Raw genomic sequence first — 16,395 nt, 5'->3', positions numbered from 1 at the left:
TTTTTGAAATTCTGCTTCTTCTTTCCAATTTTTAAGTACGTTATACTTAGACCGCAATCACTTTTAATCACGTTTTTTCATCCGAAAGGGGTAACATATTGAAATCGACACTCTCACGATTGGGGGTTGCCACCATCGTCTCAGGTACGATTCTGAGCACCCTTGCGCCTCTCCAATCATACGCAGCAACATCCGAAGGAACAGTCAACACACCCATTTTAAATGTACGGTCTGATTCATCGACATCGTCTTCAATCGTTGGCAAGTTAACAGAAGGAACGACGGTAGACGTATACGCCGTCAACGATGAATGGGCACAAATCAACTTCGAAGGTCAAAAACGATACGTTTCTTCTACGTATTTGACGATCGGCTCATCTATGTCAACAGCGTCTACTTCATCTGCTTCGTTATATGTGGCTGAAATGAACGTTAATCTTCGTTCTTCGATGTCGACGTCTGCTTCCATCGAAACGGTCATTCCAAAAGGATCACTCGTAACGCATGTCTCAACACATGGTGCTACAGGATCTTGGTATAAAGTACAATTTGGTACATATACAGGATATGTGGCGGCACGATACTTTACCGAAACGAGCCCTACATTTTACGCGTCTACGACAGCCGTTCTATATGACAAGACAGGTACTGGCGCATCAAAAATCGCTACGATTCCGGAAGGTGCGAAAGTCACATACTTAGAATCTTTAGGAACGACGGGATCTTGGTACAAAATCGAATACGGTTCACTCGTCGGTTATGCACCGGCACGTAACTTTACACCGACTCCGCTTGCTCCAGAAGCGGTCACGACATATTACGCAGTGAAGAATGTCGCGCTCTACAATGGTACAGGAACTGGTGCATCAAAAATTGCAACAATCCCACTCGGAGCAGAAGTGAAGCGTGTATACGTGAACGGATTGAGTTCATCTTGGTATAAGGTGCAATATGGGGACACGGTCGGCTATGCGGCCGCGCGTAACTTCTCGACATCAAAACCTGAAGCCGTCGTCAAGACAACCTATTATGCCGTTCGAGACCTCGTGTTATATGAGTCATCCGCTTCCGGAGCGGCTCGTCTTCGCACGATTCAAGAAGGGACAAAAGTCGTCCAAGTATCGGATGCTAACTTATCGGACTCTTGGTTCAAAATTGAATATGATGGAGTCACCGGTTTCGCTGCCGCTCGCCATTTTTCAACGAAGGCACCTGAAGAAGTGACGATCACACCATACTTTGCGATTCGAAATGTAGCGATGTATAGTTCGTCCGCAGCCGGAGCGACAAAGGTTGCGACGATTCCATTCGGTGCAAAGGTAGAACAACTTTCGCAAAGCGGGCTTTCTAGCTCTTGGTTCAAGATTCGTTATGACGGAAAAACAGGATATGCGGGTTCTAGTCACTTCTCATTGAAAGATCCAGAGGTCGTGGTGAAAACAGATTATTATACAACGCGTGACGTCGTTTTATACAACCGCTCGGATGCAGAAAAAGTGAAGATTGCCATCATTCCGTTCGGTACGAAAGTTCAGCAAGTGTCGGAGCCTGGTCTCACGGAGCGATTCTTTAAAATCGAATACGGTCCGATCATAGGTTATGCGACGGCGGACTACTTCTCGAAAACAGCACCGTCAGACGAACAATATGAAGAAGAACGCCAAGTTCGCATCTATGTAGACGGGAACGAGCCCCTCAACGTTCGTTCTACGCCTGATTCATCATCGACGACTAATAAAGTCGGAACGTTAAGTACGGGAACGATTGTCAACATCAAACCGATTGTCGGTTCGAAATGGGCACTTCTTACGAGTGGGACGTATAGCGGCAACTACATTCATACCGATTACGTCGTACCGGTCACAACGACCCCACCTGCGACAGGCATCACGAAAAAAGTCTCGTATACGAGTTATCCGATGACAGCTCGTCAGATGGCAGACCGTCAAGTGGCTCAATTCGCTCAAACGGATGCCCATCGATACGATGAAGCTTACTTACCTCGTGCTTGGGTCAGTGTCAACGGGTCGACAGGAAAGATTGTAAAATCGGAGATGACTGTTGTATCAGGGTTAGGAACCGCTTTGAAGATGACAGCCTCTTCAAGCTCATCCTCGCTCGTCACTATTCCATATGGTGCGTCGATTCAATACGTTGACCGTTATACGTCCGGGTCAACCGTTTGGTATAAAGTAAAATACGGCACGATGACCGGTTACGTGACACCGAGTTCAGTCGTCGGAACCGCCAACATTTTGAGCCGTCCAATTTTAACATCTCACGCGTACGGTCAAATCAATACTGGTGAAACCGTTACGATTACAGGTCAATCCGGCACTTACTATACGATTTCGTATAAACGACCGGCTGGACACAATATCCGTGTCTTTGATAACACTTGGCGTCGTGCATCAGTTGATGACCTTCTCCCATACGTCGATCCTAGCCAGATTGATGCAAACTCTCGATCATTCTATCAATTCTTAGATTTATCGAAGAGCGCCGGGACAACTGCGACAACATTGAACAAGGTCCTCACATCGAAAGGAACGCTCAGTGGACAAGGTCAGGCATTCGTGGATGCGGCTAGTATGTATGGCGTGAACGAAGTGTATCTTCTCTCGCATGCCATCCTTGAAACTGGTCATGGTACATCTCTTCTCGCAACAGGAGTTCCTGTCGATAAAGATGGAAATGCATTGATCAACTCGAGTGGGAATCGGATTTATCCAGAACGTCCTGTTGCCGCAACCGTCTATAATATGTACGGTATTCAAGCAACAGATAGCAACCCTCTTGGAAACGGCGCCAAATACGCATTCCAACAAAAGTGGTTCTCTCCTAAAGAAGCGATTATCGGAGGAGCCTACTGGATCGGGGCTAGCTATATCAATCACCCGACATACAAACAAAATACACTGTATAAGATGCGCTTCAATCCTTCTTCACCTGGAACGCACCAATATGCAACGGATATCGGATGGGCCGCAAAACAAACGACAAGCATCTATAATATCTATCAATCACTTGATGCTTACACACTCAACTTCGATGTACCAAAATATCAGTAACAAAAGGAGACACGCGCCTCGTTGGCGTCGTGTCTCCTTTTATGTCCACTCGATCGAATCGATGATCGATTCAATCTCCATCTTTTCATTGGTCACTTGATCGGCTACATAAGTTAAGAATAAAAGCCGTTTCCCGTCGGTCAAGGACCATACATCTAAATGCATCCCGTCTTCAATCCCACTCGCGTAGGCCGTTGTCATATTACTCGTTTCAGTCGTGATACTCGGAGCAATCTTCACATCAATCGGGAATTCTCCTAAGAACGTATTCAATTCGCTCATTGCGGATTGTTTTGGTTCTTGCGAATCTTCTGATTCATAGATTGAGATTTGAAGCGTCCCTTGCGCATCCGCTTCCGTCGAGTAAAAACTCACATAGTCTTCCTCTTCGCTGTATTCATAATGTTCCGGATACGTCAGGCGGAACCACCCATCAATTTCGTACTCTTTCATGCTGTTTTCTCCTTTACTTGCTTGAATGCCAGCCCTGTGACCATTTTAGCTTGAAGCGCGTACTTCAAGCGTTCCGTCACGTATAGACGTTGGCTGTTTACGTCTTGGGCGATCATATGTCCAAATAAGTTCATGCGGACAGTTTGATTGGATAGGAAATAGAGTCGATCCGCACTCAGCGGACGATATTCGTTCGAATGTTCAAGGTATTCGATTTCAAAGCGACGGAGGACGTTCAACGCACAGTAACGATCGGTTTTCCCGGTACTCGTATGAAGCTCGACACGAACGAGCTGAACGTCATACGGACAGACATTCATGAAGATCGGTCCCACCCGCTCATGGATCAAGAGGATACCCATATCGGTCTCAATTAAATCTGGCAGGGCTCCTTCATCTTGCGAGATGCTCAGCACGACGTACGGTCGGTTTGTCGGTGCAAGCAATTCCCCTTTGTAAAATCGAAATCGTTGAATTCCTGTTAGAACCCGGGCACGCCAAGCACTCCCTCGAGCCTCGGCTTCCATCCGATACAACCTCTCTCCACTCACGCTTACTCCCCCTTCACTTGTTTGAGCGCATCGACGAACGTTTCCCATTCTAGGTTGTCACAAACAACCTTATTTTCCAATCCCCATTCTTCATCGATTGTCAAACGTACTTCGTTCGATTGTGCGTGACGGGTGACTCGAAGATCTCCTATTTGAATCATATTTGGCTGAATCTCAAACGTCATACTTGGTAATCCGACCCACTTGATTCGATTCGTTCGTAACACAACTTGCCATTCTTGGTCATGGCGGATTGAAAACGTCCAACTTCGGAGAGACACCGTCGCGTCCGTTTGTTTCGATTGTTTCAACATTCGAAACCCTTCACCCATCAGTCGTAAATATGATTTTCGCTCACTCATATTTCATTTCTCCCCTTTTTTCTATTATCTGTGTTGTGAATAGGATTCTGCAACCTAAAAAGTTTTTTTAAAAAAGGGTTTGCAAATTCCATCGTATATGCTATTATATCAAAGTAACGTTAAGAGTTCATACGTTTCGCGGGTGTAGTTTAATGGTAAAACCTCAGCCTTCCAAGCTGATGACGAGGGTTCGATTCCCTTCACCCGCTCCATATTTTTTCTTTCATGCGGGTGTAGTTTAATGGTAAAACCTCAGCCTTCCAAGCTGATGACGAGAGTTCGATTCTCTTCACCCGCTCCAATATCGACATATACGCGAGAGGATCTCGCACACATACACTGCACGGTTGAGACCTTGCAAAAGCAGAAAGTCACACGACTTTCTGCTTTTTTGTTGTTCCATCCATTGTTTTGGGGAAAAGAGAGATTGAATCCATACAGACAAGGAGGAACCCCATTGATTCAAGCGAAGCTGCAATCCTTTACTGTATACGAAAGCGCGTTGATGCGAACGACATCGACCCTCATCGATACACCGGATGCCCTATTATTGATTGATCCGACCTGGCTCCCGGAAGAAATCGCGACGATTCGGCGTGACATCGAGTTACAGCGTCGCAATCGTCCGCTTTATGTCATCTTCACACACCATCATTTTGATCACATCATTGGAGCTTACGGCTTTTCAGATGCAACAACGATCGCCTCACAGGCTTTCGTCGATGCAGACTCATCTGACCAACTAAATGAGATTCGCGAGTTTTATGAACAGTATTACATTGATCACCCGATTCAAAAACCTGACATCGACCTGGTCATCCAACCCGATCAAACGATTTTAATCGGTTCGGTGCCCGTAACCTTCCTTTCTACACCCGGTCATGATGCCACACATATGTCCGTTCTAATCGAATCCATGAATCTTCTCGTCTGTGGGGATTACGGTTCCAATGTCGAGCCACCATTTATCGAACACGACCCAACCGCCTATCTTGATACGCTACAAACCTTACAATCACTCATCTACGAACATGAGATTCGTTGGTTCGTACCAGGTCACGGTGACTTGTGTGACAGCCGAAGTCACATGATTGAGCGATTGAGTGCGGCGGAAGAGTATATCTTGGCACTCCCTGAAGAACGCCACTGGTCCCCTTCATGGCCAGAGCACGCCTTTTTTGACCGTGTTCATGAACGGAATCGAAAGATGGTGGAACAAAAAGAGACCGATCGCCGGTCTCGACAACAAGATATATAAAAAAATCGCAACGTCTCCCCAAGACGTTGCGATTTCCCCCTATGTAGACCTATTTCTTTGTGACGCGTTCTGAGCGGACCGTGAACATACGGTCAACCCCATAGATCGTTACTCCCGTCAGAGCGAGTAACCCAATCATTGCAGAAGAAAACATGACCATCCCCCCATTGTTCACAGTTTCGTCATAATCACCCCGTGGTTTTATTATAAAAGACCATCTTCAAAAAAGAAAGCGTTTTCTTCAAACTTTCTTCACATTTCCCGCATTTAACCTCTATCGTTTTTTGATACAACTTGCTCACAGTGATTAGACAGGCACGTGTAAAGATGTGTAGCTTTTGTGGAATGTGGGAATACATGATGTAAGGATAAAAAGAGACAGAAGCTGCTCGTCGAGGAGGAAGAGGTATGATTAAGTACGGTACATTGGTACGGATCGAGGGAAAATATGCCGTATTGAGATGGAATAACGGCTCAAGCTTCATCCCTAGACGATTCCTACCATCCGAAGCACGTGTTGGTGATACGATTATTCGAGACAATCATCATTATTATCTTGAAGAAGATATGACCCCTAACTTTGATGCGTTGATCAAGCAACACTACAAAAGCTGAACGGTCTGCCCTCTCTAACCGGGCAGGTCGTTCAGCTTTTTTGAATGGGTCACTCTGAAATGTCGTCAAGTTGTTGTTGGAGCCATGCCTCGTCAACTGGACCCGTTTTTTTCGCCACGATGATTCCTTTTGCATCTAGAACGTACGTTGTCGGTAATGCGACAACTCGATATTGCTGCTCGACAGTGGCCTCTTCATCTAACAGAATCGGAAAATCGACGGGATACTCATTCAAGAATGCCTCCACGTCCTCTTTTCCTCGTCGCTCATTTTTGGTGACGTTCACACCAAGTACTGGGATACCTGTCGCTTCTTCAAACGATACAAGTTCAGGGAACTCCTCCCGACACGGTGGACACCAAGAGGCCCAAAAGTTAATGACGACCGGCTGTCCTTGGAACTCAGAAAGGGTCATCTTCTCCTCATCTAACGTATTTAAAGTGAAGTCTGGGGCTTGTTGCCCCACTTCGAGTCCGCCTAATACCGATTCATCTTGAACGATCGGAACCGCTTCTTCTTTCTTTTGTGTCATCATATATTCCTCGTAGCCTTTATATGCGAGGCCAGCAATCAATAGAAGGATCAGCGTTCCAATACCAATTCTTTGTAAGCGCATCATTTACCCCTTGTTTGTTTTACTTAAGATTTCTACACTTAACTTATCATAAACCCGTAAAGGAGCGTATGGATTGTGCAACTACAAAACGAGAAAATACAGATTACCTTAAAGGCACAAGGTGCTGAGATGACGAGTTGGAAAGTATCTGGAACTGAACTCTTATGGCAAGGGGACCCGACCTACTGGGGACGACAAGCCCCGATCCTCTTCCCGATTGTCGGGCGGTTGCTCGATGATCAATATGTATATGAGGGAAACACCTATACGATGAGTCAACACGGATTCGCCCGGGACGCTATGTTCGAAATCGAATCTTCGACAGCCACGTCGGTCCGCTTCACATTGAACGATACATCGGAATCGCGTCAACACTATCCATTCCCATTCACACTGTCCGTGTCCTATCAACTTGTGGGCGAAGAAGTGATTGTGACGTATCGAGTCCATAACTCGGGCGAAGCGACGTTACCGTTTAGCATCGGTGGTCATCCTGCATTCAATATTCCGTTCATGGGTGGGACATTTGAAGACTACGTGATCGATTTCGGCGAAATCCGCTCTCTCGATCGCTACTTGCTCGAGGGTCCTTATTTAACAGGCGCGTATCAACCACTCGGAGAGCGTCAGTATATCCCCCTCACTCGGTCGTTATTTGACGACGACGCACTCATTTTTGAGAAGATTGAATATGCCGCACTCCGACATCAACCGACCGGCGCAGCCATCGTGATGGAAAGTCCCTCTTTCACGCATTTCGGCATCTGGTCTCCGCCACAGAAAGACGCTCCGTTCGTCTGTTTGGAACCTTGGTTCGGACATGCGGATTATAAAGGACATCGAAAAGATTTCCTACACAAAGAAGGGATCCAACTTCTTGCACCAAATGAGACGTTTGAAGCAAGTTACACATTATATGTGGAGAACTAAAAAAATCAATCCGACGTCTTGTCGGATTGATTTTTTGGTTTAGAAGCGATCGTCTTGTTCGGCTTCATATTCTGACACTGGCTTTTTCATGATGAGCGCCAGAATGATATAAATGAGGAGTCCCGGGCCACCGAGAAGGGCCATCGCCACAAATAGGACACGCATAATGGTGACGTCCACCCCGAGATAGTTTCCAAGCCCTGAACAAACACCGGCAATCACTTTATTGTTTGGGTCTTTATAAAGTTTCCGTTCCATGTCATCTTCTCCTCAACTCGTTATGATCGTTGTGGTCGACGTAATGTCGTTCTTCCTCCGTTCGCAACCTCTCCACGCCCTTCAAAGTCGAGCGCTTCATTAATCGGTGTGCTACCAGACTTGATTTCAATTCGGCGACCGTACAGACCCCGGTTGTCGAGAGACGCTGCGATGACAGTCGCGACATCCGTTTCGGAAATCGTCGCACCATCCGCATCATTCAAGTCCTCTGATGCTTCGATTGAACCTTTACTCGGTTCATCGACAATGGTCACTGGGCAAATGATCGTATAGTTCAAACCGCTATGTTCGATATACTCGTCAGCGGCATTGTTAGCTGACAGAAAGTTAAAGAGTTCTTTCGGTGCAGCGTTCGGTTGATCGGCGCCATAGGCACTGAGTAAGACGACATGACGTACCCGTTCCTTCTTGGCGGCATCGATGGCATTCATCGCAACGTTTCGGTCAAGCAGTTCAATTTCAGTGCTCGAACCATCCGCGCCGGCAGTTGCCGCGATAATAACGGCATCTTGTCCACTTGTCGCCTCATGTACTTTCTTCTCGAGTTCTGTCTCGACATCAACCGTCAATACGTGTGCACCCATTTTCTCGTACTCTGCTTGTAGTTCAGGATAACGAATTAAAGCGGTCACTTGATGGGTTTTCGCCAGGCTTTTCAATACACGTTTCCCGATCTTTCCTGTTGCTCCAATGACTAAAACTTTCATTCAAATTTCCCTCCTCAAAAGAGTAGTTCATTTGATTAAAATTCCTCTTTCAAGTCAGAATCAAACCCTTTTCTTAAAATTATCTGACAGTACCCCAGACAGATAAATCAAGGGCGTCTCGAATCGCCTGCACGCTCTCTTCTAACGGTTCATAGTAATACACGTTATTGATATAAGCATCTTGACCCTCAACTTGCATCTTATTCACCTCAGGATTCGAAATCATCGTCAATCCGACAGATGCCATTTGCAAGACGTTCATCTCAAGTCCCATTTCTTCTTTCATGAAGCGGTACGTCGCCGGAATTTTTGTCCAACCTGAAGGGCTTGCCAGCTTTTCAGCGACAGCTGTCATGACCTCCGTTTGACGATTCGAACGCGCTCCGTCTGTATCCGATTTACGGTGTCTCGCATACGCCAATGCCATGTCTCCATCCATTGCATAGGAAACACCTTCTGTATACTCATACGTCTGGTTGAACCCTTTCTCGCTAAACGAATGCGTCGCCGTGACATTCACCCCACCGATCAAATCAATCAATTCCATGAACGATTCGAACGTGATGACGACTTGTCCATCGACCGAGGCATCGGTTAGCCCTTCCACGGCACCAATCGTACACTCTGCGCCGCCGAACGCGAACGCATGCGTGATTTTGTCACCTTCTCGTTCAGGTTCACATGGAATCGCTGTATACGTATCACGTGGAATCGATACGTTCTGAACAGTCCCAGAACGTGGTACGAACTCCATCAACTGCAGGGAGTCTGTACGAGATCCTGACAACGATTCCCCTACCCGCGCATCGCTCCCCATAATGAGGAATGTGAATGGAGCAGTCGCAAAATATCCAACAATCAGTAGCATTGCAAGTAGAAAAAGGACAGCTTTCCCTTTCCATTTACGCTTTCGTTTCGTTGGTTGTTTAGACGCATGATCCGTTTCTCGTTTAGCGGGAGTAGATGGTTTCGATTGTCTCGTCGTCTGTCGGGATGTTGGACGAGATGATTTCCGTTTCGAAAATAATGAAACCCGGGGTAGTCGTTTCCGACTCGACTTTGCCGTCCCATTTTTCGTCCTTGGAGATTCTTTCGTTTGTTCATTTAAAAAGGGATGTTCTGATTGGCGTGTTACCCGTTCACGCTGTTGTTCAGATTGTGGATGTATAGAGGGCTCGTCCGCTTGACCATGGTCCACACGAGACGATTCGATTTCTTGTTGTTCTAATTCGCGCTTTCTACGTTCAACACGCGATAAATGTTGTTCATCTTTCATCATTATGATCCTCAACTTTATCAATTTTTCTCTATTATCCCGAACTAGCCATCATCTGACAACGTTTCTTACGAAAATCCGTCTTAAGCATGAGAGCAAATGATTGTTTCAGATGAAAACCGGGAAAGGAATAATAATTGTTGTCTGCCCAAATCGAGATTGCCCTCGAGAAGCTTGACTGAAAGGAGGAGAGCTGATGCGCATCGGAAAGTTACGCGTGTTGTTAGAACAGTATGGCGAGGCGACGTTACGCGATTTGCTCGTCGAAATGTACCGCCACACTCCTAAAGATGTGATTGATGATCAAGATTTTGATTTTATGATCAGCCAATACACGCGCTATAAAGAGAAAAAAAATTCTGAAGAGCGACATTCGCTCTCGCAAACCATCACCTTGGCGGAACGGTTTGTTGATTCTGCGTATGAACATTTGTACATTCGTCCGAATCAAGTCATGTCAGAACGCGACCAAAAAAATTGGTACATCCACGCTAAAAAAATCATTCGCGATTTAGCACATTACGCCGAGGAATATACAGAAGCACGGACGATGTATGAAGAAATGTTTTACCTCCTCTCTACATCGGCTGGCGAAGAACCGCTCTTCTCTACGAGTGACCCATTTCGTCTTTTAAAAATTTCACAAGTCACCATGCTCAAACAACTCATTCACTATTATCAGCTCGATGCCCCGATTGATACCGTTTGGATTGACCGCGCCCTATACACCGCGCTCCACGTGCCAAAAGATGTTGATTCTACACGAATCGATTTACTCTCAACGCTACCTATCGAACACAGTCATGCCAATACAAGAAAAATCCTCCACTCTCGTCTCTTAAAACTTTGCGATCGGATGTTAGAAAAGTCCCAAACAGAGGATACCGCGCTCGAAAACTATCAAGCGCTCAAGATGTTAGAACTCCGCCTTCTCGTCGCTGAAGGGAATTTGAAAGAAGCGGAACAAAAATTGTTCGCTGAATATATCCCATTCTTTTCTCATCGCTCCGAACCATTTCGGGTATATGTCGACTTTTTAGAGAGTCACGGACACACTAGTGAGACGAAGCGCTTAAAACGAATTGCTAAAGAAAAGCGAATCCGATTTTAAAAAAAGGGAGTCAATCGATGGGATCGATTGACTCCAATACATGATATGAACGAGGGGTGTTCATTTGAAAAGGAGGACAGAAAGTTGGTGCAGAACTTTCTTCCTACACATATAAGTATAAGGGAACGATTGTAACCGTTACCAAATCACTTATTGCATTTTTGTGAACGTTTTCACGTTATTCAATCGTATTCATCATGCCAAGTCCGATGACAGATAACAATACAATTAATACGAACAAATACACCATTTCATTCGGCGATTGAAATCCTTCATGAATGTCCACATCTTCTTCGACAATGATATTTTCATGAATGACGACCGGTTCTGTCTCGGCCATGGCTGCAGACGGTGTTACCGTCAACCAAAGCACAGAAACCAGAATCAGTTGATAAATGTATTTCATCATATACTCCTACTCCGTGTTTTCATTGTGTTTAAGTATAGCACGTCTCATCCGTTCATTGCGCTGACATTTGACGAATCTCACAGATGAACGATGAAACAAAATCCATTTCATTGTATTGAACGGATATGTTCTATTTTACTCGAACCTTTTTCGGGCGTAATTGATTTTTTCTCGAGTCAGGTTTCATTATACTGCCACACCCCTCGATGCAAGATAGCGCTTACAATTTATTTGTACTTATCATTTGATAAAGAAAGAAGGATTCTTCGTGAAACGAGCGCTACGTTTTGTAGAATGCAGGCAATTACCGTTACATGAGCGTATTTCCATTCAGTCGCTATATCCTTTAAGCAAGGCTCCTTTGCTTCTCTCCCTCCCATCACATCATCACGTCTATGTTGCACTCAATCGCGATGCCCCACTCGCTTCGATCGTCGCAAACGACGAACAGTTTGAGACGGAACATGCTATTCGCCTCTCTCAAGCCACGTATTGTGATCGTCACGTCTTTCGCGGACTACTTCACCGTTTGATCTATGAGCGAAGTCGAGAAACGACGTACCCGATCACGTACTATCTTCAGGAGGAAGACTATCAAAATCAAGATAAGCTTCGAATATATGAAGCAGCAGGATTTCAAGTATTCCATCAAACGAAAACGTATCATCTACCGTTCATCCCGTGTGAGAAAGCAACTCATAGCGATTGGACACTCGAATTAGTGGACTATTCAAGAAGAGCCGATTGGCTCACATTTCGAAATGAGCATTGTCATCTCCTTCCGAGTGCCATGTCAATGACAGATGAACAATTCGCACGAGAAGTTCGCCAGCAAACATTGTTCTATTCCGTGAAGTGGAATCGACAAGTGATTGGAATCATGAAAGTTCGCTTACATATGTACCATATTTCAATACAGGAGATGCATGTTGATTGTGATGAGCCTTTATTGAGGGACGCCATTTCATTCCTTCAACAAAAATTTTTCTACATGTTCCGATACATTGAAGAGGCACATATTTCAGCAACAAATCTGCAACCTGATTTGACATATATACTTCGACGCCACGGTACCCAAATCTCAAATATTTGTCGTTATACGTACACGCTACAGGCACCACCGACCCCGATTTATTTATAACAATCAAAAGACGTCGAGCAAACCAACTCTTTCTCAAAGGAAAAAGTTGTTCATTCGACGTCTTTTATTCTGCAGCAGTAGTCGACTCCATCGCTAGAGGCGGCATCGCTTCAAACAGTTCTGTCCGAAGCCCCGTGTCTCTCAAATCGAGTGATTCAATCCGGTCGAACTTAATTTTGCGATCGACGACGTTGAACCAATACGTAATGTTTGGTTCATCTTTAAAACGAATCGCATAATTCGACCCATTTAAGTGAAAGTCAACCTCGGTAGACAGCAACTCGGTCGGACCAATCTGTTTATGGGTCGTTAATCGTTCAAGGACAACCTGTTCTTCATTGATGCGATAGTCGACAAACGTCGCAAGCGAGAGTCCAAACACAAATGATACAAGGGCGAAAGTGCCCACCAAACCCATCGTGATTTTTCCGTTCATTTCGCTGTCCCTCCCTCTCCTATTATATCGGATAAGCGGGAAACGTTGTGAAGTGACATTTTGTTCAACTTTAGGCAAACTGAAGAAGGAGGAGGAATGTACATGCATATCGATCATACTGGGATTGCCGTTCGAGACTTAGATGAGGCAATCACATTTTATACGACGGTCTTAGGAGGAAAACTCGTGGACCGCTATACGAACACGGCAATCGGGGTAGAGACCGAGTTGGCCGTCATTCATATTGGAGAGGATGTCATCGAATTGTTACGTCCGACTAGTAAGACGAGTCCGATTGCCCGGTTCATGAAAGCTCGAGGGAAGGGTGTCCACCATATCGCCTACCGTGTCGATGATTTGGATGAAGCGATTGCCGCTCACAAACAGAACGGCATCACCTTTTTAGAAGACACCCTGCGTACGACGGCGAAAGGTAGACGCTTAATCTACATGGACCCGCGACATTCAGGCGGTGTGATTACCGAGCTTTGTGATTACCCTAAAGAAAAGCAGTAAGAGTCCCCCTCTTACTGCTTCATGATGGTTTCTTCTATAATTTGACGATTCTTCTCTTTCAACCGTTCATTGTGAGAGGACACCATTGCGGTAGCGGTGGCATTCGGGTCAATGTATGTTTTGGCCCGGTTCACCGCATTCGCAGCATCTTGAAACGCTCCCGCGATGAGATGTACTTTCCCTTCATGCGTGAGAATATCACCCGCAGCGTACAATCCCGGTACGGATGACTCGCTACCTGAATTCCCTTTCACATAAAACCCATCATTCATGTCAACCTGTAGTTCGCTGTTCCGAAGTAGCTCTGCGTCTTGTTCGTATCCGTGATTGATGACCACTTCATCGACATCGATTACGTTCGTCTCCCCTGTTTCGACATGAGTCAAAAGAACTTGTTGAATCGACTTCCCATCGTGAGAAATCAAATCCGTTACTTTCGATTGTGGGCAACAGTCGACTCGACTCTGCTTAATTTTTTCAACTTGTGCTTCATGTCCACTGAGTTCTTCTTTCCGATACGTCAACACGACCTGCTCTGCAATCGGCTCGAGCGCATTCGCCCAATCGACAGCACTATTGCCGCCACCCGATATCAAGACGCGCTTGCCCTTAAAGCGACCGAGTGATTTAACCGTGTAATGGAGGTTCGACAATTCGAACCGCTCCGCTCCGCTCACTTCAACCTTATGCGGTTTGAGGATTCCACTTCCGGTCGCAACGATGACGGTTTTGGAAATGTGGTGACCGTTCGTCGTGTCAATTCCGAATAAATCGTCTGAGCGTTTGGAAATCGACTCCACCTTCTCGCCAAGAAGGACCGTCGGAGAGAAGGTGAGGCCTTGCTCGACGAGTTGGTCAATCAGTTTTGCCCCAGTCGTCGGAAGAAGTCCACCTACATCCCAGACCATTTTCTCTGGATAGACGTGTACTTTCCCACCTAAAAAAGGCTGAAATTCGATTATTTTTGTCTTCATGCCCCGTAAACCGCTGTAAAAAGCGGCATACAACCCAGCCGGTCCCCCACCGATAATCGTCACGTCGAATACTTCCTCGTTCATCGTCGCACCCTTCCTCTCTATGTATATAAAAATGATAATCATTCTCATTAGATGATAACCTGTTTTCATCACTTTGACAATTTTTTTCGAATATCGTCGTGATGGATTTGGTTTTTCTTATGTGTAGGTCGGGTAATGAAACATGAATCAAAAGGGAGGATGTGCGTGATGGATTGGATGGATCTCCTATTAATCGTCGGATCATTTTTTTGGCTAGTTGAAACGTGGCGATTTCGTAATCGTAAAGAGGCATCAGACGGGGCTGTCGAGCGAAAAAGCTTTTACTTTGTAGCGACGACGATGATCGGCGTCTTTGGTTTGTCTCTTGTTTCCTCGCTTGTGTTCGAATCACAGCCTTCGACGGTTCAACGAATCATCGGACTTACGTTTTACATAGCCGGCGTGTCGTTACGTTATTGGGGGATTTTACACTTACGACATCAATTCACACGACATGTCGTCGTCCGACCGGAAGACGAACTCGTCAGCTCGGGGCCGTATCGTTACTTACGCCACCCTCTTTACACTGGGTTGTTATTGATCGCGTTCGGATTCTCGCTATACTTTATTCATTGGGGGATTGCACTGATTGGCGCAGGTCTCACCTCGCTTGCGTTACTGTACCGCATTCGAATTGAGGAAGGTATGCTCATTCGCCATTTCGGTCAGTCTTACCAAACCTGGTCGAAGACGCGCAAGCGTCTTTTCCCCTTCATCTATTAAAAAGGAGTCCGGCTCATCGCTGGACTCCTTCGTCATTTAGACAGAATATTTGCTGAGTAGTCGGACGACGATGACCCCCGCAATGAATGCGACGATACTGAGTATCCACATGACTCCAGAAGCTGGCACACCCGGAAACACGACGGCGAGTGAGCCGATGACCAATCCGATAATGACGGAGAACGTCATCCCCGGGAAATTCGCCAACAAGTAACGAATGACTTTACTACTTACAATAAAGCCGACGGCCACTCCAGCACCGACAATCCCAATAATCAACAGATTGAAGTTTGAGATGGCGCTGATGACGGTTGGATAAACACCAATTAACAACAAGACGAATGACCCGCTAATTCCAGGAAGCAACATCGCCATGCTGCCTAACCAGCCGGAGAAGAATAAGAGAAGCGCCGTTCCAAACGTCACGTCTGTCATAATCGACGAATCAACCGGATTCAGAAATGCCATACTCGCGACAAGGATGGTTGCGACAACCATGGCAATGACATGGACCGGACGAATCGATGCGCGTGATTTAAATTCCACGAATAGAAGTGGAATAATCCCTAAAATCAATCCGATAAAGAAAAACTGTGTCGGTGCGTAGTACTCAAGTAACAAGTATTCAATGACGCGACTGAGCGCGATAATGGCTGTCCCCATTCCAATTGCCAATGGAATCAAGAACCCAATATATTTCTTCCAATATCGGCTAAAAACGCCGCTAATCGCTTCGATGAGTTGATCGTAGATGCCTAAAATGACTGCGATGGTACCGCCGCTTACACCAGGAATTAAATCACTCGTTCCCATGGCCATCCCACGCCAGATATTCTTCCACTCCATAATGTATCTCCTTTACGTATATCTTTCCTCAAGCCCT

At 45.8% G+C, this 16,395-nt stretch carries 19 protein-coding genes and 2 tRNA genes; 10 read left to right on the top strand and 11 right to left on the bottom strand.

Going from position 1 to position 16,395, the window contains the following annotated elements; translation table 11 throughout:
* The first annotated feature begins 98 nt into the window (after positions 1–98).
* A complete protein-coding gene (locus EAT1B_RS11850) occupies positions 99–3,071 on the top strand; it encodes an SH3 domain-containing protein (RefSeq protein WP_015880801.1) in 2,973 nt (990 codons plus the stop codon).
* 39 nt (positions 3,072–3,110) lie between these two features.
* Here the strand turns inward: EAT1B_RS11850 and EAT1B_RS11845 are convergent, their stop codons facing one another.
* Genes EAT1B_RS11845 through EAT1B_RS11835 form a run of 3 tightly spaced genes read right to left on the bottom strand, consistent with a single transcriptional unit; the run spans position 3,111 to position 4,437 of the window.
* Positions 3,111–3,524, bottom strand: coding sequence for a DUF3805 domain-containing protein (locus EAT1B_RS11845; RefSeq protein WP_015880800.1), 414 nt, complete (start codon positions 3,522–3,524; stop codon positions 3,111–3,113).
* The gene (locus EAT1B_RS11840) at positions 3,521–4,075 is read right to left on the bottom strand and encodes a hypothetical protein (protein WP_148209495.1); all 555 of its coding nucleotides are present in this window, start codon (positions 4,073–4,075) and stop codon (positions 3,521–3,523) included. Before EAT1B_RS11840 ends, EAT1B_RS11845 begins: the two co-directional genes overlap by 4 nt.
* A gap of 2 nt (positions 4,076–4,077) precedes the next feature.
* Positions 4,078–4,437 (bottom strand): hypothetical protein, encoded by a 360-nt coding sequence (locus tag EAT1B_RS11835; RefSeq protein ID WP_015880798.1) that lies wholly within the window; start codon positions 4,435–4,437, stop codon positions 4,078–4,080.
* 138 nt (positions 4,438–4,575) lie between these two features.
* Here EAT1B_RS11835 and EAT1B_RS11830 point away from each other — a divergent pair.
* From EAT1B_RS11830 to EAT1B_RS11815, 4 genes are all read left to right on the top strand, one after another.
* Positions 4,576–4,649, top strand: a tRNA-Gly gene (locus EAT1B_RS11830).
* 15 nt (positions 4,650–4,664) lie between these two features.
* Positions 4,665–4,738: transfer RNA gene (locus tag EAT1B_RS11825), tRNA-Gly, on the top strand.
* 156 nt (positions 4,739–4,894) lie between these two features.
* Entirely contained in the window at positions 4,895–5,695 is an 801-nt protein-coding gene (locus tag EAT1B_RS11820) for an MBL fold metallo-hydrolase (RefSeq protein WP_015880797.1), read from the top strand.
* A 408-nt stretch (positions 5,696–6,103) separates the two neighbouring features.
* A complete protein-coding gene (locus EAT1B_RS11815) occupies positions 6,104–6,310 on the top strand; it encodes a DUF3006 domain-containing protein (protein WP_015880796.1) in 207 nt (68 codons plus the stop codon).
* A 49-nt stretch (positions 6,311–6,359) separates the two neighbouring features.
* On the opposite strand, the gene EAT1B_RS11810 is transcribed toward EAT1B_RS11815, so the two are convergent.
* Positions 6,360–6,926 (bottom strand): TlpA disulfide reductase family protein, encoded by a 567-nt coding sequence (locus tag EAT1B_RS11810; protein WP_148209494.1) that lies wholly within the window; start codon positions 6,924–6,926, stop codon positions 6,360–6,362.
* Positions 6,927–7,001: 75 nt separating this feature from the next.
* On the opposite strand from EAT1B_RS11810, the gene EAT1B_RS11805 reads away from it, so the two are divergent.
* Complete coding sequence (locus EAT1B_RS11805) at positions 7,002–7,856, top strand: aldose 1-epimerase family protein (protein ID WP_015880794.1); 855 nt, start codon at positions 7,002–7,004, stop codon at positions 7,854–7,856.
* Between the two features lie 39 nt (positions 7,857–7,895).
* Here the strand turns inward: EAT1B_RS11805 and EAT1B_RS11800 are convergent, their stop codons facing one another.
* The 3 genes from EAT1B_RS11800 to EAT1B_RS11790 all read right to left on the bottom strand — a co-directional run bounded on the left by EAT1B_RS11800 (position 7,896) and on the right by EAT1B_RS11790 (position 10,118).
* Positions 7,896–8,114, bottom strand: coding sequence for a PspC domain-containing protein (locus EAT1B_RS11800; RefSeq protein ID WP_015880793.1), 219 nt, complete (start codon positions 8,112–8,114; stop codon positions 7,896–7,898).
* A gap of 20 nt (positions 8,115–8,134) precedes the next feature.
* Positions 8,135–8,842 (bottom strand): NAD(P)-binding oxidoreductase, encoded by a 708-nt coding sequence (locus EAT1B_RS11795; RefSeq protein WP_015880792.1) that lies wholly within the window; start codon positions 8,840–8,842, stop codon positions 8,135–8,137.
* 79 nt (positions 8,843–8,921) lie between these two features.
* Entirely contained in the window at positions 8,922–10,118 is a 1,197-nt protein-coding gene (locus EAT1B_RS11790; RefSeq protein WP_148209493.1) for an LCP family protein, read from the bottom strand.
* A gap of 196 nt (positions 10,119–10,314) precedes the next feature.
* Between EAT1B_RS11790 and EAT1B_RS11785 the strand changes: the two genes are divergently transcribed.
* The gene (locus EAT1B_RS11785; protein ID WP_015880790.1) at positions 10,315–11,229 is read left to right on the top strand and encodes a hypothetical protein; all 915 of its coding nucleotides are present in this window, start codon (positions 10,315–10,317) and stop codon (positions 11,227–11,229) included.
* Positions 11,230–11,407: 178 nt separating this feature from the next.
* On the opposite strand, the gene EAT1B_RS11780 is transcribed toward EAT1B_RS11785, so the two are convergent.
* Entirely contained in the window at positions 11,408–11,635 is a 228-nt protein-coding gene (locus tag EAT1B_RS11780) for a hypothetical protein (RefSeq protein WP_015880789.1), read from the bottom strand.
* A gap of 271 nt (positions 11,636–11,906) precedes the next feature.
* On the opposite strand from EAT1B_RS11780, the gene EAT1B_RS11775 reads away from it, so the two are divergent.
* Positions 11,907–12,779, top strand: a complete 873-nt coding sequence (locus EAT1B_RS11775; RefSeq protein ID WP_015880788.1) for a hypothetical protein — start codon at positions 11,907–11,909, stop codon at positions 12,777–12,779.
* 64 nt (positions 12,780–12,843) lie between these two features.
* Here EAT1B_RS11775 and EAT1B_RS11770 read toward each other — a convergent pair whose 3' ends face one another.
* On the bottom strand, positions 12,844–13,215 hold the full coding sequence (locus EAT1B_RS11770; RefSeq protein ID WP_015880787.1) for a hypothetical protein: 372 nt from the start codon (positions 13,213–13,215) through the stop codon (positions 12,844–12,846).
* 102 nt (positions 13,216–13,317) lie between these two features.
* Between EAT1B_RS11770 and EAT1B_RS11765 the strand changes: the two genes are divergently transcribed.
* Positions 13,318–13,731 carry a VOC family protein gene (locus EAT1B_RS11765; protein WP_015880786.1) on the top strand — a complete coding sequence of 138 codons (414 nt, stop codon included), beginning with the start codon at positions 13,318–13,320 and terminating at the stop codon, positions 13,729–13,731.
* Positions 13,732–13,742: 11 nt separating this feature from the next.
* On the opposite strand, the gene EAT1B_RS11760 is transcribed toward EAT1B_RS11765, so the two are convergent.
* Entirely contained in the window at positions 13,743–14,789 is a 1,047-nt protein-coding gene (locus EAT1B_RS11760; protein ID WP_015880785.1) for an NAD(P)/FAD-dependent oxidoreductase, read from the bottom strand.
* 168 nt (positions 14,790–14,957) lie between these two features.
* Between EAT1B_RS11760 and EAT1B_RS11755 the strand changes: the two genes are divergently transcribed.
* Complete coding sequence (locus tag EAT1B_RS11755; protein ID WP_015880784.1) at positions 14,958–15,512, top strand: isoprenylcysteine carboxylmethyltransferase family protein; 555 nt, start codon at positions 14,958–14,960, stop codon at positions 15,510–15,512.
* Positions 15,513–15,548: 36 nt separating this feature from the next.
* On the opposite strand, the gene EAT1B_RS11750 is transcribed toward EAT1B_RS11755, so the two are convergent.
* Entirely contained in the window at positions 15,549–16,358 is an 810-nt protein-coding gene (locus EAT1B_RS11750) for a DUF368 domain-containing protein (RefSeq protein WP_015880783.1), read from the bottom strand.
* Positions 16,359–16,395: the final 37 nt, after the last annotated feature.

The sequence above is a fragment of the Exiguobacterium sp. AT1b genome, assembly GCF_000023045.1.
Lineage (GTDB): Bacteria > Bacillota > Bacilli > Exiguobacteriales > Exiguobacteriaceae > Exiguobacterium.
Note: the sequence above shows the minus strand (reverse complement) of the source record. Positions and strands in the feature narration are given on the sequence as shown.